A 22,081-nucleotide genomic window follows, 5' to 3' on the forward strand; every position below is an offset into this window, starting at 1 on the left:
GTGTCACTTGAGGATGCTGGCCGGCACGTACGAGACCAGCGCCAGCACCAGGAAGGCGACGGCGTAGAAGGGACCGAGCTCGCGCACCGTGTCGCCCACCCTGACCTTGGCCACGGCGCTGGTGATGAACAGCGTGGTGCCCACCGGCGGCGTGTACAGGCCGATCGCCAGGTTCACGGTCATCATGATTCCCAGCTGCGTGAGGTCCATGCCGATGGCGTTGGCGAGCGGCACGAAGACGGGCGTGAGCAGCAGGACGGCCGCGGGCAGGTCGATGAACATGCCGCACACCAGCATCAGGCCGTTCATCAGCAGGATCACGCTCCAGCCGGTGCTCAGGTGCGCCTGCGCCCATTGCACGACGCCGTCGGGCATGCGGTCGAAGGTGAGCAGCCAGCCGATCGCGGCCGAGGCCATGATCACCAGCAGGACGACGCCGGTGGCCAGTCCGGCCTCGGTCACCGCCGCATGCAGGCGCTTGAATCCCAGGTCGCGGTAGACCAGCGCGGACACGGCTCCCGCATAGAGCGCCGACAGCACGCTCACCTCGGTCGGCGTGGCGATGCCGAAGCGCAGGAAGATCACGATCAGCACCGGCAGCACGAGGGCCGGCGAGGCGTACAGCAACTGCGTGCGGAACACCGTCCAATCGAGCTTGCGCGTCTCGCGCGGGAAGTTGCGGCGCTTGCCGATCCACCAGCACACGCCCATGAAGCCGGCGCACATCACGAGGCCCGGCAGGATGCCGGCCACGAACAGCGAGGCCACCGAGGTGTTGCTGGAGAGCGCGAACAGGATCATCGGGATCGACGGCGGGATCAGGATGTCGATCGTGGCGGCCGCGGCGAGCGTGGCGGCGGAGAACGCCGGCGGGTAGCCCAGGCGCTTCTGCCAGGGGATCAGCAGCGAGCCGATCGCGGAGGCGTCGGCCACCGCCGAACCCGAGACGCCGCCGAAGATCGTGGAGGACAGCACCCCCACCTGCCCCGGGCCGCCGTGGAAGCGGCCGATCAGCGTCGACAGCACGCCGATCAGCGCTTCGCCCAGCCGGCCGCCCATCATCAGCGAGCCGGTGAGCATGAAGAAGGGAATCGCGATCAGCGGGAAGCTCTGGACCTGCGCCACCATCTGCTGCACCAGCAGGTCCAGCGGCACGCGGTCGGAGGTGGCCGCGGCGGTGAGCGCCGCGACCAGCAGCGCGTGGGCGATGGGGATCGCGGCCACGGCGCCGCCGAGGAAGACGAGGAGGATCAATGCGCTCATGGGACTCTCTCCTTACCAGTGCGGCACGGGGTCGTGCGCGACCAGCGTGGCTTCTTCGGCATTGCGCACGTGCCAGGCGCGCCAGGCGGACTGCAGGCCCAGCAGCGCGAGCAGCGCCATGCCGGCCATCACGCAGCCGTAGGTGACGGAGCCGGGCACCTGCAGGATGGGCGACTTCTCGTCGTGCACGATGGCCAGCATCCGCCACGTCGCGATGCTCAGCGTCGTGTACAGGCCGGCGACGACCAGCCAGCCGGCGGTGCCGACGGCGCGGCGCAGCGCCAGCGGCAGTTTCTCCACCAGGAAGGCGGTGGTGATGTGCGAGCCGTGCTGGGCCCCGAGCACCACGCCGGCCGTCACCAGCCAGGGGAACAGGAGTTCCGGCACTTCGTTGGCCCACTGCAGGCTGGCGCCCGTCGAATACCGCAGCACGGTGTTGGCGACCAGGATCACGAAGATCGCGGACGTGCTGATCCAGAGGACCGCCTGGCAGAGACCCACCACGGTCCGTTCGAGGAAGTTCATGGCGTTTCCTCAGTTGGGGCGCGCGGCGGCGAGCACCTTCTTGACGTACGGGCCGATCGGGCCCGCGATCCACTTCTCGTCCACCTTGGCCGTGGCGCGCGAGAACGCCGCCTTGTCGACGGTGGTCACCTGCACGCCCTTGGCCTTGAGGTCGGCGAGCAGCTTGTCGTCGGCGTCCTGCGAGAGCTTGCGCTGCAGCGCCGTCGCCTCGGTGGCGGCCGCCTGGATCGCCTTGCGGTCCGCGTCGGCCAGCCGGTCCCAGGTGCGCTTGCTCATGAGGAGGGGCGTCATCTGGAACATGTGGCTGGTCAGGGCCAGGTGCTTCTGCACTTCGTACAGCTTGCTGGCGTGGATGTTCACCAGCGGGTTCTCCTGCCCGTCCACCACGCCCTGCTGCAAGGCGACATAGAGCTCGGCGAACTTGATCTGCTGCGCCTCGGCGCCCAGCGCCTGCATGATGTCCACCAGCACGGCGTCGGGCGGGGTGCGCATCTTCAGGCCCTTCATGTCCTCCACCTTCGTGACTGCATGCTTGCTGTTGGTCATGTGGCGGATGCCGTTGTCCCAGTAGCCCAGGACGACCAGGCCCTTCTCCGCCGAGCGGTCCGCGAGCTCCTTGCCCAGCGGGCCGTCCAGCAGCTTGAAGGCCTGCGCCGGCGTGGAGAACAGGAAGGGCATGCCGTAGGCCGCGTACTCCGGCACGGCGGCGGCCACCGCGCCCTGCGAGTTGGCCGACAGGTCCAGCGCACCGGTGCGCAGCGCGGTGACCATCGCGGCATCGTCACCGAGCTGCGCGGAAGGCGCGACCTGCACCTCGACGCGGCCGGCGGTCTTCGCCTTCACCAGCTCGGCGAACTTGACCGAAGCCTCGTGGCGCGGATTGCCGGGCGCGGCGCCGTGCCCCAGCGTGAGCTTGACGGGTTGGGCCTGCGCGGCGAAGGGCAGCGCGGCGGCGGCGGCGAGCGCCAGAGCGGCGCGGGTAAAAGTGGATCGCTTCATGGATTTGTCTCCTCGGTCGGTCGGGGAACGGGTTCAGTGGATCAACATGCCGCCGTTCACGTCGAGCGTGATGCCGGTGCAGTACTGCGACAGTTCGCTGGCGAGGAACACGCATGCGCCGGCCACGTCGTCGGCGCGGCCCAGGCGCGCCAGCGGGATCGTCTCGGCGATCTCCGCCTTCTTCTGCGGCGTCAGCTTGCCCTGCGTGATGTCGGTCTCGATCAGGCCCGGGGTGATGCTGTTGACGCGGATGCCGTCGATGCCGAATTCGCGCGCCATCGCTTTCGCGAGCCCCAGCACGCCCGCCTTGGCGGCGGAGTAGTGCGGGCCGCCGAAGATGCCGCCGCCGCGCTGCGCGGACACGGAGGAGATGCAGACGATGGAGCCGCTGTGCGCCGCGCGCATCGCGGGCAGCACCGCCTGCGACATGTACAGCGTGCCGCGCAGGCTCACGTCGAGGATGCGGTCGTAGTCGGCACCCGTGATCTCCAGCGTCTTCACGGGCTGCGTGATGCCGGCGTTGTTCACCAGCACGTCGATGCGGCCGAACGCGCGCAGCACCGCGGCGGCGGCGGCTTCGCAACTGGCCTTGTCGGTCACGTCGGCCACGAGGCCGAGGTGGCCCGCACCGAGCTGTTCGGCGGCGCCGGCGGGCTCCGCGCGGGCGAGGTCGAGGATCGCGACCCGGGCGCCTTGCGCGGCCATGCAGCGCGCGGTGGCGAAGCCCAGGCCGTTCTTGCCGGCGCCGCCGGTGATGACGGCCACTTTGTCTTTGAGAAGCATTCGGGGATCTCCTGCGAGGGGGTTGGGTTCGGCGGAAGCGGGGGACGGGCGAATGTTCGGCGCCGGCTAGCCTGATGACAAGCGATAGTTCTTCACGCTAGGATGACGGTTCTTCATGTGACCTCGGGGTTCACCCTATGCCTGCCATCCCGCCCGTGGCCAACCTGCTCGCCTTCGAGGCCGTCGCGCGCCGGCGCAGCTTCGCCCTCGCCGCCGCGGAACTGCACCTCACCGCTTCCGCCATCAGCCACCAGGTCGCCCGCCTGGAATCGGACCTGGGCGTGCGCCTGTTCGAGCGCAGCGCGCACGGCGTGCGACTGAGCGCGGCGGGCGAGCAATACCTGGAGCGCGTCGGCGGCGCGCTGTCGGCCATCACGGCGGCCACCGAGGACCTGCGGCACGGCGTGGGCAACAGCCTGTACGTGCACTCCGCGCCCAGCCTGGCCAGCCTGTGGCTGATGCCGCGGCTGCGCGCCTTCGCCCAGGCCTATCCCGACATCTCGCTGAACCTGTCGGCCGCGCACACGCACAGCGATTTCGCGCTGGGGCAGGCGGACATCGACATCCGCTACGGCGTGCCGCAGTGGCCGGACCTCGAGGTCGAGCCCCTGTTCGAGGAGCGCATCGTCCCGGTCGCGAGCCCCGCCTTCATCCGCGAGCACCGGCTCAAGCGCCCGGAGCAGCTGCTGCAGCTACCGCTGATCCAGAGCAACGTGAGCGTGGTGCAGTGGCCCGACTGGTTCTCGGCGCATGCGGACCGGCGCGCGCCGGACCGCTACGCGGTGCGCTTCGATCGCGCGCAGATGGCGCTGGACGCCGCGACGCAGGGGCTGGGCGTCGCGCTGGAGAGCGCCACGATCGCGGGCCAGCACCTGGCCGACGGCAAGCTGCGCGCGGTGTTCGGGCTGGAAAAGGCGGTGAGGATCAAGGCGCACTTCGCGGTGTATCCGGCACGCCATGCCAGGCGCGCGCCGGTGGAGGCCTTCCTCGCGTGGCTGCACCGCGAGGCGGCCAGGACCCGGTGATCGGTCCGTGGGAGACCTTCGTGCGCAAGGCGGTGCAGGCGCTCGCTTTCCTGCCTGCGTTTCGCCTGTGTAAACGGGCCGGGAGTGCCATGGCCGGCAGCACCAAGGTGCCTACCTGCGCAGGGAATTCCCCGACACCATGCGCTTCAGGCGCCTGGACAGGGCGCACGTTCGCGGCACGGTGGCATGGGAGCCCGGCCCCTGGCGATCGCACCCGCGGCGATCGCAGGAGGTCCAGGACGCCGCCGGGCCGATGGCGAGGGGAGTCCGCAGGCTCTTTTTGGAGATGCGAGCATGACAACGAGGATGGCCACGGCCGCAATGTTCGCTGCGTTCCTGTGCACGGGATCGGCACTCGCGCAGGCCGTTGCGCGCGAGCCGGGCGACGCACTGCGCGCCCTGCGCGAATACCGCGGCACGACACAGCAGGCGCTGATCGCCTGCGGCAGCCCCTTCTCGCAGCGCCGCGCGGGTGCGCGAGGGGCCGACGCACTGCGTGACTACCGCACCTGCGTGTCCAAGGCGCGCGCCGAGGTTTCCCTCAAGCTCGATGCCGCCGTCCGCAGCCTCGAAGGCACGCCCTGCGTGACGGCCCTGCGCAGCTACAACATCGCCTTCGAGCAGGCGCTCACCGGCATCGAGCCGCAGCCCGCCGAAAACCCCTTTGCCTACGAGCAGCGCCAGGTCTTCCTGTTCCACGCCATGGCGCACGCGTGGGGCCGGTTCGAGATCGCCGAGTCGTTCGCCTACTGAGCTTTCGCCGGCGCGGCGCGGTCCGGCGCGATGCGCCACCACGCCGGCAGCAGCTCGCGCACCGCGGGCCGCGCGAAGCGGTCGTCGATCAGGTACACGATGCCCCGGTCCTCCGGCGTGCGGATCACCCGCCCCGCCGCCTGCACCACCTTCCGGATCCCGGGGTAGAGATAGGTGTAGTCGTAGCCGGCGCCGAACACCTGCTCCAGGCAAGCCTTGAGCTGCTCGTTCCTCGGGTTCACCTGCGGCAGTCCGAGCGTGGCGACGAAGGCGCCGACCAGCCTGTCGCCGCGCAGGTCGATGCCCTCGCCGAAGCTGCCGCCCAGGACCGCGAACCCGACCCCTGCCCCGCCCGGCGCGAAGCGCTCGAGGAAGGCCTTGCGCTCGTCCTCGCCCATGCCCCGGGCCTGCGCCCACGTCGGCACTGCGGGGTACAGGCGCTGGAACTCCGAGGCCACGAGTTCCAGGTACTCGAAGCTGCTGAAGAACGCCAGGTAGTTGCCGGCACGCGCGTCGAACTGGTCCGCGATGAGGCGCGCGATGGGCGCGGCGGACCGTTGCCGGTCGGCATAGCGCGTGGAGATCCGGTTCACCACGTGCACCTGCAGCTGGTCAGCGCTGAAGGGCGACTCGACATCGATCCACGCCGTGTCGCGGGCAGGCCCAGCATGTCCATGTAATAGCGCGGCGGGCTGAGCGTCGCGGAGAACAGGGTGGCCGAGCGCGCCGCCGCGAAGCGCTGCCGCAGGAAGGGCGCGGGGATCTGGTTCTGGATGCGCACGGTGGCTGCAGGCCTGCCTGCTGCCCCTGGCGCCTCGCTCCATTCCAGCACCGAGTGCGAGCCGAACGATTCGGCGAGGCGCTGGAACGCGAGGATCTCGAAGTAGGCCTGCTGCAAGGTGCCGTCCGCCGCCCCGGGCACCGCTTCGGCGAAGTGGGTCTCCAGGGCGTTCGCCGCCTGCTTGAGGGCCGCGACGAACGTGGCCGGTAGCGCATCCAGCGTTCCCGCGGGCGTCTTCGGCGCCTTGCGCAGCGTGTTCCAGCCCCGGTTCACCTTGTCCAGGGCCGGGCGGATCGTGGCCGGGGCCACCGAACGCACGGCGCGCAGCGAAGCCTGGCCCAGGCTGGCGGAGTACATCGCGCGGGCGCGCTCCACGAGGTTGTGCGCCTCGTCCGCCAGCACGCCGACGCGCCACTCGTTGGCCAGCGTGGCGCCGTGAAGCATGGCCGTGACGTCGAAGTAGTAGTTGTAGTCGCCGACGATCAGGTCGGCCCAGCGCGAGAGCTCCTGCGCGAGGAAGTACGGACAGACCTCGTGCGCGAGCGCCACGCTGCGCACGCCGGCAGCGTCCATGCAGCCCGACGCGAGGGCCGCGCGGCGCGCCGCCGGCAGGCGGTCGTGGAAACCCCTGGCCAGCGGGCACGAATCCCCGTGGCAGGCCTTGTCGCGGTGCTCGCACGCCTTGTCGCGCGCGGTCAGCTCCAGCACGCGCAAGCGCAACCCCGGCGCGCCCTGCGCGAGCTGCGCCGCGGCGTCGAGGGCCAGGCGCCGGCCGGTCGATTTCGCCGTGAGGTAGAAGACCTTGTCCAGGCGGTGCGGCGCCGCCGCCTTGAGCATCGAGAAGATGGTGCCCACCGTCTTGCCGATGCCGGTCGGGGCCTGCGCCATCACGCAGCGCCCGCTGGCCGCGCCCCGGTACACCGCTTGCGCGAGCTCGCGCTGTCCGGTGCGGAACGACGGGTGCGGGAAAGCCAGCGCCGCCAGCGAAGCGTCCCGGCCGGCGCGGTGCTCCAGCTCCTGCCGCGCCCAGGCCAGGAAGTCGCGGCAGCAGTCCTCGAAGAAGGATCGCAGCGCCTGCGCGGAGTGGGTCTCGACGAAGGTGGTTTCCTGCTGCTTCGCGATGTCGAAGTACACCAGGGCGACCTCGAGTCCGGCGAGCCCGCGCGCCTGGCAGAGGAGCCAGCCGTAGACCTTCGCCTGGGCCCAGTGCAGGTGGCGGTGGTTGGCCGGCTGCCGGCCCAGGTCGCCCCGATGGGTCTTGATCTCCTCCAGGCGATTGCGCACGGGGTCGTAGCCGTCGGCGCGGCCGCGCACCGCCAGGTGCTCGAACTCGCCGCGCAGGCTGATCTCGCTTTCGTACCCGGGGCCGCGGCGCCCGGCGACCAGCTGGTGCCCGGCCACGCCTTCCTGCGCGCTGGGCGTGGGGGTGAAGCGCAGGTCCAGGTCGCCGCGCCGGGCCGTGAACTCGCACAGGGCACGGACGGCGACGGAATACTGCATCCGGCGATGGTATTCGACTGCGTTAGGCTCGCAGCGATGGAGATCGTGATCACCGAGGCCGAAGGGTTGCGGCTGCTGCAATTCGGCACGCACTGGTGCCAGGGCGCCATGCGCATCGCCGCGCCGGACCGGCTCGAGCTCGAATATGCGGTGCGCATGTCGGCCTGGCTGCCGTTCCACGACCTGGAGGGCATCGCCGGCAAGCACCTCGCGACGCTGGGGCTCGGTGCCGGGTCCCTGACCCGCTTCGCGCATCGCGTGCTCGGCATGCAGGCGACCGCGGTGGAGATCGACGCGCGCGTGATCGCCGCCTGCCGCACGCATTTCATGCTGCCCCCCGACGGCGGCGGCCTGCGGGTGGTGCATGCCGACGCCGCCGCCTTCGTGGCGCAGCCGGCCAACGCCCGCAGCATCGACGTGCTGCAGGTGGACGCCTACGACGCCTCGGTGGAGCGGCCCGCCCTCGACACCGGCGCCTTCTACGCCCGATGCCGCAACTGCCTGCGCGAGGCAGGCACGGTGGCGGTGAACCTCGTCGGCCGCGAGCTGGACGTGCGGGCGAGCGTGGGGCGCCTGCGCGAAGGGCTGCAGCCGCGGGCGATCTGGCAGTTCCCGCCGACGCAGGCGGGCAACGTGGTCGTGATCGCGCACTGCGGCGAAGTGCCCGCCGAGGAGGTGCTGGCGGCGCGCGCGCGCGACGTCGAGCGGCGCTGGGGCCTGCCGGCGCCGTCCTGGCTGGCGATGGCCCGGCGCACGCCGGGGCACGCGCCGGGCGACGCTATTGCGCGCTGAACTTCTCGACGACGGTGTGGGCCTGCGCGAACTTCTCCGAGTCGCCCGGATCGTTGAAGAGCACCGCCAGCTCCCAGTCTTCTTCGTCGGGCGCGAAGCCCGCATCCGGCAGCGCGCGGTACTCCACGTGCCTGAGCAATTCGATCCAGGCAATGCCGGTGCAATGGGCGCGCAGCCACTCCTGCAGCACATTCGCCTGCGCCACCACCATCTCTTCGCTTCCGTAATCGACGTTGGCGGCGAACTTCTCGAGCAGGCCGTCCTGGGCGTCTGCCTTCACACGCATGAATTGCAGCATTGCGGGGTCTCCTCGGCCGAGGCTAGCACGCGACCGTGCGCTGGCGCGTAGACCTAGGGCAGCCCCCTACCCGGGGCGCAGGCCGCGTCCTACAAAGTAGCTCGGCTTGAGCCACTAGGTTTCACTCCGTCATGGAAGATACGGATGCTGTCGGTGCTTTGGGGCTGTCGGGCGAACACGCGCAAGTCATGCGCGACTGGCAGCGCCTGCACGGGATGCTCCTCGACGCCGAGAAGGAACTGGCGCAGACGTCCCGGCTGTATGCCGCGGGCCGCGCCAGCGCCGCGGAGCTCGAGGCCCTCTCCGGACAGGTGGTCGCCCTGCGCGAGCTCTCGCTGGCCGTCCTCGCCCGGCTTCGCAGCACCTGAGCCAGCGCGCGGGCGCCCTCAGGCGCCCGCGGCCTTGCGTCCCCTGGTCCTGCCACCCGGGGCCAGGCTCGCACTCACCACGGCGGCGGCCAGCGTGACCCACCACGAGTAATACACCCAGACCAGGAAGGCGAGCAGCGGCGCGAACGCGCCGTACACCGTGCGGTAGGTCGGCACGTGCGCCAGGTACAGCGCGAAGCCGCGCTTGCCCAGCTCGAAGGCGACGGCAGCGAGCACGCCGCCCGCGATCGCGTCGCGCCGCCGCACGGGCGCATGGGGCACGAACCGGTACAGGCAGGCGAAGGCGATGGCGCCCAGCACCACGGGGGCCGCCTGCAGCGCCTGCCGCACCCACGGCGGGCTCGTCGCCACCAGCGCCCCCGAGGCAGCCAGCAGCCAGGAGGTGGCCCAGAGGCTGGCGCCGATGGCCACCGGCCCGGCCAGCAGCAGCACGCCGCACAGCGCCAGGCGGCGCGGGATAGGACGCGGCTTCTTCACCTGCCAGATGCGATTGAGCGAGGCCTCCACGCTGAGGACCAGGGCCAGCGCCGAGACGACCAGGAACAGCGAACCCGCGAGCGTGAGCCCGCCCGCATTGACCGTGAACCGCCCGAGGTACTGCAGCACCGTGCGCGCGATGTCCGGCGGCAGCAACCCGCGCAGGAGGTGCTCGCGCACGCGTTCGCCCGCCGGCCGCAGCACGGGGATGCGCGTGAAGAGCGCGAAGCTCACCACCAGCAGGGGGACCAGCGAGAGCAGCGTGGTGAAGGTCAGGCCCCCCGCTCCCTGGGCGAGGCGCTCTTCCCGGCCACGCCGGAGCACGAGACCGACCAGGCGGGTCATCCCACCCGCTGCTGCAGCAGGGACCGCGTGCGCGTGAAGCGCATCTCGAGTTCCTCCACCAGGCCCGGCAGCACCGAGGTCTCGCCCCGGGCCACGCCGTGCTCGATGCGGTAGCAGACCTCCGCCACGCCCTTGGCGCCGAGGCTGGCGCTCGTGCCCGCGAGCTTGTGCGCGCGCCGGCGCAGTTCGTCCATGTCGGCCGCGTGCAGGTGCTGCTTGATCGCGCTCAGCGCCGCCGGCGTTTCGTTCAGGTAGTCGCCGATCAGTCCGCGCACGACCGAGGGCGACTCGGGTTCGTCCAGCGCGGCGAGCTCCTTGAGGATCGCTTCGTCGATCAGCGCCTCGGCCACGTCGCCGGGCGTGGCGCCCCGCTGCGGCGCCCAGCGCTCGATCAGCTGCTGCACCGACACGGGCAGGATCGGCTTGGCGATGTAGTCGTCCATGCCCGCATCGAGGCAGCGCTGGCGGTCCGCGGGCAGCGCGTTGGCCGTCATCGCGACGATGCGCGGGCGGCGGTTGGCAGGCAGCATGGACACGATGTGGCGGGTGGCCTCCAGGCCGTCCATCACCGGCATCTGCAGGTCCATGAACACGAGGTCGTAGCGTTGCTGCCGCACCATTTCCACCGCCTCGGCGCCGTCCTGCGCCACGTCGGGCGCGTAGCCGAACTTGCGCAGCATGCCCACGGCCAGCTTGCGGTTGATGTCGCTGTCCTCCACCACCAGGACCTGCATCGGCAGCCGCTTGGCCAGGGTGTGGTCGATGATCTGCGCGGCGGCCGCCGGCGGCGGGGCCCGGCGGTCGTGGATCACCTCGTCGAGCACCGCGAACAGCTTGGAGTGCTTGACGGGCTTGGCCAGCGTCGCGGCGAACAGCTTCATGGCGGAGAAGTCGCGGCTGCGTCCCGGCGAGGACGACAGCAGCACGAGCGGCGGCGCCGTGTCGCCCCTTTGCGCCACGATCGCGCGGGCGAGCTGCAGGCCGTCCATGTTGGGCATGTGCAGGTCCAGCACGGCGACGTCGAAGGGGCCTTCGGCCTCCAGCAGCGCCAGCGCATGGGTGCCGCGCGTGGCGCATTCCACTTCCATGCCCCAGCGCGTGCACTGGGTCTTCAGGATGTGCAGGTTGGTCGGGTTGTCGTCCACCAGCAGCACCTTGCGGCCCGCCAGCTCCGGTGCGCGGCTGGTGCGGTACTGCGCGGTGGGCACGTTCTGCGCGATGCCGGCGCGGATCGTGAAGGAGAACGTGGAGCCGTGGTGCTCCTCGCTCTCCACCTTGATGTCGCCGCCCATCATGCGCACCAGCCGCGCGCTGATCGCCAGGCCCAGGCCGGTGCCGCCGTACTTGCGCGTGGTCGACGTGTCGCCCTGCGAGAACGCCTTGAACAGGCTTTCCATGTGCTGCGCCGGGATGCCGATGCCGGTGTCGCGCACGGCGAAGCGCAGCTGCACTTCCTCCGCGTCGCGCCGCAGCACGCTCGCGGTGAGGCAGACCTCGCCCTTGTCGGTGAACTTGACGGCGTTGGACAGCAGGTTCACGAGCACCTGGCGCAGCCGCGTCGAATCGCCCACCAGCCAGTGCGGCACGTTGTCCGTGATCTCGTACAGCAGGTCGATGCCCTTGTCGGCGGCGCGCGGTGCCAGCATGTCGAAGGCCTCCTCGATGCACACGCCGATCTCGAAGGGGCGCTGCTCCAGCTCCAGCATGCCGGATTCGGCCTTGGAGAAATCGAGGATGTCGTTGATGGTGGACAGCAGCGCGTCGCCGCTGGTGTGGATGGTCTGCACGTAGGAGCGCTGCTCCGCATCGAGCTGCGTGTCCTCCAGCAGCGCGGTCATGCCGATCACCGCGTTCATCGGGGTGCGGATCTCGTGGCTCATGTTGGCGAGGAAGGACGCCTTGGCCTCGGCCGCCTGCAGGGCCTGCTCGCGCGCGGCGACCAGCTCCGACTCGATGCGCTTGCGCTCGACGATCTCCTCCTGCAGGGCGGCGTTGGTCTCGGTCAGCACCGCGGTGCGTTCGGCCACGCGCTGCTCCAGCATCGCGCGCTCCTGCTGCAGTGCCTGCTCGGCGAGCCGCCGCTGCGTGACGTCGCGGAACAGGCTCAGGTAGCGGTCGCCGCCGAGATCCACCGCATTGATTTCGGCGACGAGCGTCTGGCCGTCGCGCCGCCGCAGCACCACCTCGCCGCTGCCGCGGCCCTCGCGCTGCACGCGCTCGAAATGGGCCAGGCCCTGGCGGCGCTCGGCTTCGACGTTCGACAGGATGTCCGGGATGGACATCTGCAGCAGTTCCTGTTCGGAGTAGCCGAGCATCTGCGCCGCGGCGGGGTTCACCTCCAGGTAGCGGCCCTGCCCGTCCACCACGGCCACCGCGTCGAGGGACTGTTCGATGTACGAGCGCAGCTTGCGCTCGCTCTGGCGCAAGGCGTCCTCGCTGGCGAGCCGCTCGGTCACGTCGCGCACGATGCCGCAGAAGTAGTGCTGCTTGCCCACCGGCATTTCGCTCACGCCCAGGTCCAGCGGGAAGGTGCTGCCGTCCTTGCGCAGGCCGGTCACCAGGCGGCCGATGCCGATGATCTTGGGCGCGCCCCCGCGCAGGTAGTTGTCGAGGTAGGAGTCGTGCCGCTCGCGGTCCGGGGACGGCATGAGCATGCTCACGTTGCGCCCGATCACCTCCTCGGCGCTCCAGCCGAAGATGCTCTGGGCCGCGGGGTTGAAGCTCTGGACGATGCCGCGGCTGTCGATGGTGATGATGGCATCGAGCGCGTGGTCGACCACGGCGCGCAGCCGCGCCTCGCTTTCCGCGCGCTGCCCCAGGGCGCTGCGCAAGGCCTCGGTGCGCTGCTCCACCTGCCCCAGCGCGCGGGCGCGCAGGCTGGCCTGCAGGCCCAGCAGGCCCGCCATGAGGCCGCTGATCACCAGGCCGAGGGCGAGGATCACCCACGACTGGTCGCCGCCGCCCACGCTGCTCGCGTTGAATCGCGGCAGGGCCGAAAACTCGACGCTCCAGCGGCGCTGGCCGAAGTCGATTTCGGCGGTGCGCTGCATCGCCGGCCGCGCGCCACCCGCAAGCTCGGGACTCGTGAACACCGGCACGTTGCCGTCGCGCACGCGCAACCCGATGACGGCCGCATCCGGCCCCACGGCGCTTTCCACCAGCTGCATCGTGTCGAAGGCTTCGACGAGGAAGCCGAGGACGGACTGCTGCCGCGCCACCGCGCTGGAAGGCACCGCGCCCCCCGCGTACACCGGCACCAGCATCGCCCAGACCTGCCCGCCCGCGCCCTTGGGGGTGGAGAGCGTCAGCGGCCCGGTCAGGGCGACGCTGCCGGACTGCAGCGCGCGGTTCATGGCTTCCTGCGCCAGCGCGTCCTCCTGCAGGTCCAGCCCCAGCGGCCGGCGGTCTTGCGTGCCGAAGGCGCGGAAGTAGGCCAGCGGGTAGTAGAACGGCCGCTCCTGCGTCGCGCGCACGCCGTAGGTGGCGAGCCCTTCGGAGCGGGCCTGGCGCTCGTGCTCCTCGCGCTCGCGCGCCGGCACGCGCTGCGCGAACGCCAGCCACAGGCGGCCGGGCGAGCGGGTGCCGCTTTCCATCGCGTCGAAATAGTCGCGCCACTGCTGGCGCGTGATGCCGCCGCCGACGCTGAACAGGCCGGCGACCGAGCGCAGCAGGATCTCGTCGGTCTCCAGCCCGTGGCGCATTTCCGTCAGGATGCGGCTGGTGCGGTATTCGAAGCGGCGCGACTCGGCGCGCCGCGACAGGTCGCGCGCCACGTCCCAGGACAGCAGCGTGACCAGCAGGCCCACCATCAGCACCAGCATCACCAGCCCGAAGGGCCGCAGCAGCCGGTGCGGTGCCTCGGCGGGCGGCGGAGCCTCGACGGCGGGCGCGTCGGTGGGGCCCGGTGGCGGGGCGTGATCAGGAACGGGGAGGGACGACATGCGGTTTCGGAGCGTGCAAGGGTAGCACTTCGGAATTCCCCCGCCGAGCGGCCCCGGAAGGGCCCGCGCGCGCGCCAGGGTGCGGCGGGTGAACCTGCCGGAGATCTCCGGAACCCCTGCCCCAGTCGGCTAGCCCAAGGCCCTCGCCGGCAGGTCCACCACGTTGGCGCTGGCCGCGATGCCGCAGGAAATCTCCGCGGCCGCCGTCTTCAGCGCGGGCACCAGTGCCCTGAATTCCCCCAGCCGCGGCGAGTCCGTCGAGGTGGCGAGCGCGATGCTCCCCAGCACCTCGCCCTCCTTGTTGAACAGGGGCGCGGCCAGGCCCGCGATGCCGGCCCGGTACTCGCCGGCCGTGAAGCTGTAGCCTTCCTGGCGGATCGCGGCAAGCTGCGCGCGCAGCTGCTCCCAGCCGGGACCCAGCCCCGCGGCCAGGATGCGCTCGCGCTGCTTGTTGAACACGCTGCGCAACTGGTGCACCGGCAGGTGGGCCAGGATGATGTTGGCGCTGGCTCCGGCCACCAGCGGGCGTTGCTGCCCGCGCCCGAACAGCCCCGGCGGGGCATCCTCGGTGGCCACCTGCTGCACGCACATGACCGAATCGCTGTACAGCACCGACAGCAGCGCACTGAAGCCGGTGCGCCGCGACAGCGCCGCGACCACCGGGCTGCCCACGCTGTACACCGGGTCCGAGAGGCGGGAGATGCGGTCCAGCGCCAGCGCGCGCGGACCCACGACGTAGGAGCCGCTGCCCACGCGCGCCAGCAGGCCCGCCTGGTGCAGCGACTTCAGGTAGCGGTAGCAGGTGGACGGGGGCAGCTCGAGGCGCGCCGCCAGTTCGTCGGCGGACCAGACGGGCGCGTCGACGCTGAAGGCGTCCAGCAGGGAGAGCATCTTGTCCTGGCTGCTCATGCCGGGATTGTCCCGCAGGGGTGCAGGGCGCGCTCGCGCGCGCTCAGTCGGACGGCCGCTCCCACGCGATATCGGTGGCGCCGCACGCGCTGAAGTCCGCCGGCACGCCGGGCACGCCGCCGCGGCGGAAGTGCAGCACCGCCCAGTCGAACTGGCCTTCGAGCTGCTGCGGCGTGGCGGCAGCGCAGCGCGCCTCGACCTCGGCCCAGAAGGGTCCGGGCTCGCGGCCGGTGCTGCGGATATGTTGTTCCGAGAGGAAGGCCCGCGCGTAGCCCAGGTCGAACGGGCGGCGCTGGCGGAAGAAGGACACCTTCGCGGGCACGACGCGCGCGGCCGCGCCCGCCTCGTCGGCCACGCGCTGCGCCACGTCGTGGCGCTGCACGTCGGGTGCGTCCAGCGCCTCGAACAGCAGCGACAGCCGGCGCGAGAGCGCCTGCACCTGCAGGGCGAACGGCCGCGGATCCTTGTTGCCGAGGATCGACTCCCGGCCGATCACGTAGGCCAGCGGATGCGCGTCGTCCACGTCCATCGAGGACTGGATCACGAAGAAGCTGCCGCCCGCGGCCAGCGTGCGGGTGATGCCGCGGCACACCTGCACGTCATCGAGCCAGTGGATCGCCTGCGAGAGCGTCACCACGTCGTATTCCGCGTCGCTGTACATCAGCCGGTTGGCCGATTCGTGGATCGCATCGAGCTCCAGTCCGCCGGCGGCCGCGGCGGCGCAGGCCGCCTCGACGAAACCGCGCGAGAGCTCCAGCAGCGACACGTGGGGCGTCACGCGCGCGAGCTGCAGCGCGAGGCTGCCGGGGCCGCCGGCGAGATCGAGCACGCGCGTCCCGGGACCGATGCCCGCCGCATCGACCAGGAAGCGCGTGAGGTCCGCCGGGAAGGGCCGGTGCTTCAGGTAGTCCTGCGCCATGCGCGCGTCGTAGCGCGACACGTCGTCCCTCGTTGCGATCAGCACGCCGGCGCTGCGCATGTCCGCCATCGCCTTGAGCAGCCGCTTGCGCTCGGCCTCCTGCGGCTCGGCGGCGGTGAGCCGGAAATAGGCCTGCACCGCCTGCTCGCCGGTCGCGCCCCTGGGGCCGGAGAACAGCGACAGCAGGATGCGATAGCGCTGCGACAGCCAGTACTGCGCGTAGGGTTCCGTTTCCTGCGCGACGTAGGGCTTGCCGTCCTGGCTCAGGGCGAGCACGAAGTTCGGCGAGGCGCGCAGGCGCTCGCGCGCGAGGGGCGTGGTGGCGACGGGTTTCACGGGTGCGCGATCACCATCAGGGTCGGCGCGCGTTCGAAGGCGCACCGCAGGCACCGCGCGAGGGTCTCCGGGTCGAGCGCGGCGAAGCTTTCGTCCAGCACCGTGAGCTGCGCCTTCTGCAGCAGCGCGCGGGCCAGGAAGATGCGGCTGCGCTCGCCGTGCGAGAGCTGCCAGCCGGTTTCGCCCACGGTCTGCGCCAGGCCCGCGGGCATGCGCCCGAGCAGATCGCCCAGGCCCAGTTCCTCGCACAGCTCGCGCGCTTCCTGCAGGTCCTCCTCGCTGGCCGGCCAGTTGCGCCCCATCAGCAGGTTGAAGCCGAGGGTGCCGCTGAGGATGTGGTTCTCGTGGAACTGCGGCGCCTCCGCCGCCAGCCGGTGCCAGTTGCGCCCGAGCGTCTGGCGATCCAGGCCATCGAGCAGCAGCGACCCCGAGGCCGGCACGCGCAGGCCGGTGAGCAGCGCCGCGAGCGTGGACTTGCCGCCGCCCGAAGAACCTTCCAGCAGGATGCGCTCGCCGTGGTGGATCGACAGGTCGATTTCGTGCAGCACGGGCTTGGCCGCCTGCTGGTACTGGAAGCTCAGCTCGCGCGCATCGACCAGGCAACGCGGCGCGCCCTCCTCGCCCGCGCCCGGCGAGGCCGGCAGGAAGGGTTCGCGCCCGCCCTCCTCGCCGGCAGCGAAGAAGGCGGAGACCTGCTTCCAGGCGATCGCGGCCCGCCCGAGCGCCGTCACGCCGGAGGAAATGCCGCTCAGCGCGCGGCCTGCCAGCAGCATGCCGCCAAGCGCCACCGCGATGTCCACGGGCGAGGCGTTGCCGGCCACGAAGGCGGGCGCGAGGCCGGCCAGCGCCACCAGCGTCCAGCCGCGCGGCATCACGCCCAGGATCGGCAGCACCGCGCCGTCCATGGCCTGCGAGGTGCGCAGGTAGTTCCCGAGCTCGTGGTCCTCCTCGTGGTCGCGGCGGGCGCGCTGCTCCTGCGCCAGGCGCGTGCGATGGCCCACCATCCGCTCCACCAGGGCCTGCGTCATGCGCAGGCGCTCCAGCGTCCATTCGCGCAGGCGGCGCAGGTAGCGCCAGCCCAGCCCCAGGGTGACGCCCAGCCACGCGAGCAGCAGCACCACGTGCAGCCAGCCGCCGGCGCCCGCCGCCAGGATCGTCGCGGCGAACAGCAGTTCCAGCAGCGCCACCAGCACGCCGAAGCCGCCGTTCAACGCCAGCGACTCCAGCGCCTGCGACTCCAGCACGCGTCCGAGCAGCTCGCCCGCGCCCTGCCGCCGCACCGTCTCGACGTCGCTGCGCAGCGCGCCGGCGAGGAGCCGCGACTTCATGATCCGCCCCGCGTCGAGCGCGAAGCGCGCATCCAGCCAGCCGCCCAGCCACTGCAAGGGCACGAGCGAGACGACCAGCAGGGTCCACGCCGCGAGCCAGCCGCTGTCGATGCGGCCATGCAGCGTGCCCTGCCCGATCAGGCTCCAGGACAGCACCTCGAGGCCGTAGAGCGCGGCGAAGACGGCGACGATCGGCACGATGCGCTCGCGCAGGCCTTCCTGCGCCAGCTGGTCCCAGAAGCCGCGCGCGGGGGACAGGCGCAGCATCCAGCACGATGCGACCTGCCGGTCGGCCAGCCGATCGCGCAACATGGCGGAGCGCACGCTGGCCTGCCGCTCGGGCGGCACGGCCGCGGCAGCCAGCAGCTTGTCGACCTCCGCGGCGAACGGCGCCTCCAGGCGGGTGCACATCGCGCGCCGCAGCGCCGGAATGGACTCGCGGTGCACCCGCAGGTCGGGGCCGACCAGGTGGGCGGTCGCGCCGCGCGACTTCAACAGCAGCAGGAAGCCGTCGCCGCCCGGGTGCTCCACGCGCAGCAGGGCCGGCGCGGCGCCGGCCAGCAGGCCCTCGAGTTCGGGCGCCACCGCATCGAGGGCTTCGGCTTCGAGGCCGAGGCGGTGCGCCGCCCATTCGAGCCAGCGGCCCTGCTCCTCCTCGCCCTCCCCGGCCAGCGTGGCGGGAACCTGCGGGCTTTCCGCAGCGGCCACGCGCAGGCGGGCACGCCGGGCCAGTTCCTCCAGTGCCTCGCCCAGGCGCGCCACCGGCCAGAGCAGCGCGCGCAGGTCCATGGCGTCGTCGCTGGTGCTCACGCGGTGGCTCCTTCCTCGGCGCGCAGCGCCCCGTCTTCCACGCGGATGCGGCGCCAGGCGGCGTCCTGCCACACGCGCGAGCGCACGTCGTCTTCGGCCAGCAGCATCTCGCGATAGCGGGACTCGCGGCGCGCGAGTTCGGACGGGGCGCCGTCTTCGACGATGCGGCCGCCCTCGACGACCAGCACGCGATCGAAGGACTGCGTCTCGCCGACGTCGTGCGTCACGCACAGCAGCGTGGCGTCCTTCCACCAGGCGCGCGCCTGAACCAGCAGTTCGCGGCGCTGGCCGCGGTCGAGGCCGCGGAACGGTTCGTCCAGCAGCGCGAGGCGCACGTCCTGCTGCAGGAAGGCGCGCGCCAGCCGCACCCGCTGGCCCTCGCCGCCGGACAGCAGCGCGCCGCCCTCTCCCAGGTAGGTCTGCAGGCCCTGCGGCAGCTTCTGCAGCACGCCGCGCAGCCGCGCGGCGTCGAGCACCGTGCCGACGTCTTCGAGCGCCTTGGCCTCGGAGGCATACAGCAGGTTGTCGAGGAAGGGCCGGTTCCACAGCTGGATGGCCGGATCGACCCAGGCCGTCGCCTCGCGCAGGCGTTCGATCTGCGCGGCACCTGCGGGCTGGCCGTCCAGGCGCAAGGTGCCGGTGGCGAGGCGGTGCCATCCGAGCAGCAGGCCGAGCAGGCTGGACTTGCCGGCGCCGGAGGAACCGACGATCGCGACGTGCTCGCCGGGCGCGATGGCCACGTCCAGCTCCTCCAGGATCGTGTGGCCGGCGGCCAGCACGCTGCCTTCCTCCACGGCGATGGCAACGCCGCCGAGTGCCGCGCGTCCCGGCGCGCGCTCGCGCCCGGGTGCTTCCTCGGGTGTGTCGGAGGGCGCATTGAGGGGCTCCAGCAGCCGCACCAGCACGTTGCGCATCGCCGGATACTGCTGCGCGAGGCCGGCCAGCGTGTGGCCGATGGCGGGCAGCTTGAGCGTCCAGTAGACCAGCAGCAGGTCCGCGCCGCTCACCACCGCGGAGCGGCCGAAGTGCGCGATCAGCAGCCAGGCGCCCAGGCCGATGCACACCAGCGACTGCACGCCGCCGGCGCCCAGCGACGCGGCGATCTGCGCGCGGCCCGCCCGCACCCATTCGACCAGCAGGCCCTCGTGGCGGCGCCGCACCGCGGGCTCCGCCGCGTGCGAGCGGATCGGCACCAGCCCCAGCAGCGCATCGAGGTAGAAGATGTGCAGCGCGCTCGCGTGGTTGCGCACGCGCAGGTCGCTTTCGTTGAGCACCGGCTGCAGCACCAGCGGGATCGCCAGCGCAGCGACCGTCACGGCGATCGCCAGCGGCACGCTCGCCGGGTCGATCAGCGCCACGCCCACCAGGGTGAAGCCGAGGTCGCACACGCTTTGCTGCATGTGCAGCGCCCACCCGGGCAGCAGCCGCAGCATCGGCAGGCTGTGGCTGCGCTCCGCCATGTCGGAGACCGAGCGGCTGTGGAAATAGCGGTCGCTCAGGCGCGGCAGCTTTTCCAGCAGCGCCACGCGCAGGCGCGCCTCGAGATGGCGGCCCAGCCGCATCGTCTCGGCGGCAATGCCGATCTCGATCAGCAGCAGCACGGCGCCGAAGGCCAGCACCGCACCGAAGGCAACGAGCCGCTGGCTGGCGACGGTCAGCGACCCGGCGACGTCGAACAGGCCGCGGAACATCAGCGCCTCGAGCAGCACCGCGCCGGCGGCCACCGCCATCGCGCCGGCCAGCGCGAACAGGCCCAGGCGCCCTTCGCCCGCGAGCACCGAACCGACCACGCGGATCGGATGCACGGGCCGCTCGGTGAGCGCCGCCTTCAGTTCCGGCGACTTGAGCGCCTCGGGGCTCTCTGCCGCTTCGGCGGGCGTGCGGCCGCTCAGGCGCACCAGCACCGCGCCGCGGATCGTGAGCTGCAGCACCCCGTGCTCGTCGAGATGGTCGGCACGCGCGGCCCAGTAGCGCGCCGGGATGATGCGGAAGATGTCCTCGGTGCTGGCGTGCGTGTCTCGAAACAGCGATTCCACGACCTTCATCGCTTCGGCGCCGGGCCGCAGGCCGTCGGCAGCGGTCACGGAGGCGATGAAGCGCGCGCTCGCATCCAGCGCCGCCACGCCGAACCACTTGTCGTCGGCCAGCGCCTGCGCGACCAGCGCATCGGCCTGCTGCGGCGACGCGCCCAGCCGCGCCAGCCGCTCGCGCAGGGGCCGCAGGAAATCGTCGGAGACGGCCCACTCGCGCCACTGCGGCGCGGGCACGCCCATCTCGTGCTCGAACACTTCCTCCAGCAGGCGCGTGCAGCGCACCCAGCGGCGACCCACGGCCGGATCCATCACCTGCACCCAGCCGCCGATGCGCCGCCACGCCACGACGAAGTGGGTCGCGCCGTCGGAGTGATGGACCACCACCACGGCCGGCAGCGCCGCGGCCGAATCGAGGAACAGGTGGTCCAGCGGGATCATCACCTGTTCCGCGGCCACGCCCAGCTGGTTGGCGAGCGTCTCGATCGTGTCGATGGAGGTGCCGTCGACGTCGGTCTGGCAGGCCTCGCGCAGGCGCCCGTAGCTGACCGGGATGTGGAAGCCTTCGAGCACGCTCTTGAGCGAGGCCGGCCCGCAGTCCATCGCGGACGTCTGCACGACCTCGGGGACGATCCAGCGCCGCCCCGCTGTGACGCCCACAGCATTCATTGCGTCGCGGCCATCTCGCGCACCGCCGCCGGCACGGCAGCGGGCGTGGGCGTGTCGAAGCGGCCGGCCGCGCGCATCACGAGCTGCGCGGGCGAGACCTCCTCGATGCCGACTTCGATCGAGCCGGGCAGGCCGTGCTGCAGCGGCAGTCGCGCAGCGCCCTGCCGCGCCGGTTCGAATTCGACGCGCACGAGCCCGTCGCGCACTTCACCGGCGACGCGCACCACGCGCGCGTCGATCATCCCGTACTGCGCCCACGGAAAGCCGTCGAGGCGCAGCCGCGCCGGCTGGCCCGGATGGATGCGCCCCAGCACCGCGGCGGGCGCGAAGTCGCCGACGATGATCAGCCCGCCGTGCGGGACGACCGTGGCGAGCTTCTGGCCGGCGGCCACGTAGGCCCCGGTGCGCAGCACGGCGACGTCGGCGATCGTGCCGCTGACCGGCGCACGCACCGCGTGGCGCTCGATCTCCTCGCGCAGGCGGGCGATGGTGGATTCGGCCGCCAGGGCGTCGCCCTGCATCGACAGGATCATGCGGCGCAGCGACTCGACCTGCGCCTCCTGCTGGAAGGCGCGCGCCTCCGCGTCCGTGCTCAGGCGGCGCTGTTCGGCCGCCAGCGCGTCACGGGCGGCGGCGAGCTTGAGCGACTCGGACTGGGCGCGCACGGCCTCGATCTGCGCCACGCCGCCGATGGCGCTTTCCTCGCGCAGGCGGCGTTCGTTCTCGCGGGCGAAGTCCGCCGCGGCGGCAGCCTCGCGGGTGCGGGAGGAGGCGCCGAGCGCGGCGGCCTGCGCCGATGCGCGTTCGCGGGCGGCCGCCTGTTCGAGCGCTGCCACTTCCTTGCGCAGCGAGGCGATGCGCGGCAGCAGCGTCTGCAGGCGCGACTGCTCCTCCTTCAGCTTCAGGTTCTCGGCCTGCGCGTCGAGCTCGATCAGCAGGTCGCCGGCGCGGACCTCCTGTCCCAGCACGAGCGGATTGGTGGCGATGCGGCTCTGGACCAGGGCGGCGACGGGGTGCGCCGACTGCTGCACCTCCAGCCGCGCCTGCCGCGAGACCTCGTAGACCGTGACGTGGCCGAACAGGAACCAGCTCAGCCAGGCGGCCAGCAGCAGGGCCGCCGCGCCGAACCCCAGCAGGGCCCGCCGGCCGCCATCGTGCGCCAGCGATCGGGTGGTGCGGACGAAGCGGGTCGGCATGGCATCCTGCAGC

Annotated in this window: 16 protein-coding genes and 1 pseudogene; 4 read left to right on the forward strand and 13 right to left on the reverse strand. The window is 71.9% G+C overall.

The genetic code is table 11. The features are described 5' to 3' along the window. Positions 1–3: 3 nt before the first annotated feature. The 4 genes from WG923_RS00520 to WG923_RS00535 are packed head-to-tail and all read right to left on the reverse strand — an operon-like array spanning position 4 to position 3,570. Positions 4–1,263: a TRAP transporter large permease gene (locus WG923_RS00520; RefSeq protein ID WP_340348958.1), complete on the reverse strand. Its 1,260-nt coding sequence runs from the start codon at positions 1,261–1,263 to the stop codon at positions 4–6. 12 nt (positions 1,264–1,275) lie between these two features. After that, entirely contained in the window at positions 1,276–1,788 is a 513-nt protein-coding gene (locus tag WG923_RS00525; RefSeq protein WP_340348959.1) for a TRAP transporter small permease, read from the reverse strand. A gap of 9 nt (positions 1,789–1,797) precedes the next feature. Then, positions 1,798–2,787, reverse strand: a complete 990-nt coding sequence (locus WG923_RS00530; protein ID WP_340348960.1) for a TRAP transporter substrate-binding protein — start codon at positions 2,785–2,787, stop codon at positions 1,798–1,800. Between the two features lie 33 nt (positions 2,788–2,820). Next, the gene (locus tag WG923_RS00535) at positions 2,821–3,570 is read right to left on the reverse strand and encodes an SDR family NAD(P)-dependent oxidoreductase (protein WP_340348961.1); all 750 of its coding nucleotides are present in this window, start codon (positions 3,568–3,570) and stop codon (positions 2,821–2,823) included. Positions 3,571–3,707: 137 nt separating this feature from the next. On the opposite strand from WG923_RS00535, the gene WG923_RS00540 reads away from it, so the two are divergent. Together WG923_RS00540 and WG923_RS00545 are read left to right on the forward strand one after the other, a co-directional pair. After that, a complete protein-coding gene (locus tag WG923_RS00540) occupies positions 3,708–4,595 on the forward strand; it encodes a LysR substrate-binding domain-containing protein (protein ID WP_340348962.1) in 888 nt (295 codons plus the stop codon). 294 nt (positions 4,596–4,889) lie between these two features. Continuing rightward, positions 4,890–5,348 (forward strand): hypothetical protein, encoded by a 459-nt coding sequence (locus tag WG923_RS00545; RefSeq protein WP_340348963.1) that lies wholly within the window; start codon positions 4,890–4,892, stop codon positions 5,346–5,348. Here WG923_RS00545 and WG923_RS00550 read toward each other — a convergent pair. Next, positions 5,342–7,629: pseudogene (locus WG923_RS00550) on the reverse strand (ATP-dependent DNA helicase). The gene WG923_RS00545 and the pseudogene WG923_RS00550 sit on opposite strands and share 7 nt — an antisense overlap. A gap of 36 nt (positions 7,630–7,665) precedes the next feature. Between WG923_RS00550 and WG923_RS00555 the strand changes: the two are divergent. Continuing rightward, positions 7,666–8,421: a spermidine synthase gene (locus tag WG923_RS00555; RefSeq protein ID WP_340348964.1), complete on the forward strand. Its 756-nt coding sequence runs from the start codon at positions 7,666–7,668 to the stop codon at positions 8,419–8,421. Here WG923_RS00555 and WG923_RS00560 read toward each other — a convergent pair. Beyond that, on the reverse strand, positions 8,408–8,719 hold the full coding sequence (locus WG923_RS00560) for a hypothetical protein (RefSeq protein WP_340348965.1): 312 nt from the start codon (positions 8,717–8,719) through the stop codon (positions 8,408–8,410). The two genes, WG923_RS00555 and WG923_RS00560, sit on opposite strands and share 14 nt — an antisense overlap. Before the next feature lie 131 nt (positions 8,720–8,850). On the opposite strand from WG923_RS00560, the gene WG923_RS00565 reads away from it, so the two are divergent. After that, positions 8,851–9,087 carry a hypothetical protein gene (locus WG923_RS00565; protein ID WP_340348966.1) on the forward strand — a complete coding sequence of 79 codons (237 nt, stop codon included), beginning with the start codon at positions 8,851–8,853 and terminating at the stop codon, positions 9,085–9,087. An 18-nt stretch (positions 9,088–9,105) separates the two neighbouring features. Here the strand turns inward: WG923_RS00565 and WG923_RS00570 are convergent, their stop codons facing one another. The 7 genes from WG923_RS00570 to WG923_RS00600 all read right to left on the reverse strand — a co-directional run bounded on the left by WG923_RS00570 (position 9,106) and on the right by WG923_RS00600 (position 22,068). Next, on the reverse strand, positions 9,106–9,930 hold the full coding sequence (locus WG923_RS00570; protein WP_340348967.1) for a YhjD/YihY/BrkB family envelope integrity protein: 825 nt from the start codon (positions 9,928–9,930) through the stop codon (positions 9,106–9,108). After that, positions 9,927–13,871, reverse strand: coding sequence for a CHASE domain-containing hybrid sensor histidine kinase/response regulator (locus tag WG923_RS00575; RefSeq protein ID WP_340348968.1), 3,945 nt, complete (start codon positions 13,869–13,871; stop codon positions 9,927–9,929). The genes WG923_RS00570 and WG923_RS00575 overlap by 4 nt, the downstream gene beginning before the upstream one ends. Before the next feature lie 129 nt (positions 13,872–14,000). After that, on the reverse strand, positions 14,001–14,780 hold the full coding sequence (locus tag WG923_RS00580) for an IclR family transcriptional regulator (RefSeq protein ID WP_340348969.1): 780 nt from the start codon (positions 14,778–14,780) through the stop codon (positions 14,001–14,003). Positions 14,781–14,823: 43 nt separating this feature from the next. Continuing rightward, positions 14,824–16,035: a class I SAM-dependent methyltransferase gene (locus WG923_RS00585; protein ID WP_340348970.1), complete on the reverse strand. Its 1,212-nt coding sequence runs from the start codon at positions 16,033–16,035 to the stop codon at positions 14,824–14,826. After that, on the reverse strand, positions 16,032–18,173 hold the full coding sequence (locus tag WG923_RS00590; RefSeq protein ID WP_340348971.1) for an ABC transporter ATP-binding protein: 2,142 nt from the start codon (positions 18,171–18,173) through the stop codon (positions 16,032–16,034). Before WG923_RS00590 ends, WG923_RS00585 begins: the two co-directional genes overlap by 4 nt. Continuing rightward, positions 18,170–20,872, reverse strand: a complete 2,703-nt coding sequence (locus WG923_RS00595) for an ATP-binding cassette domain-containing protein (protein WP_340348972.1) — start codon at positions 20,870–20,872, stop codon at positions 18,170–18,172. The genes WG923_RS00590 and WG923_RS00595 overlap by 4 nt, the downstream gene beginning before the upstream one ends. Then, complete coding sequence (locus tag WG923_RS00600; RefSeq protein ID WP_340348973.1) at positions 20,869–22,068, reverse strand: HlyD family secretion protein; 1,200 nt, start codon at positions 22,066–22,068, stop codon at positions 20,869–20,871. The genes WG923_RS00595 and WG923_RS00600 overlap by 4 nt, the downstream gene beginning before the upstream one ends. Positions 22,069–22,081 lie beyond the last annotated feature (13 nt).

It is taken from the genome of Ramlibacter sp. AN1133 (assembly GCF_037890035.1).
In the GTDB taxonomy this organism is placed as follows: Bacteria; Pseudomonadota; Gammaproteobacteria; order Burkholderiales; family Burkholderiaceae_C; genus Ramlibacter.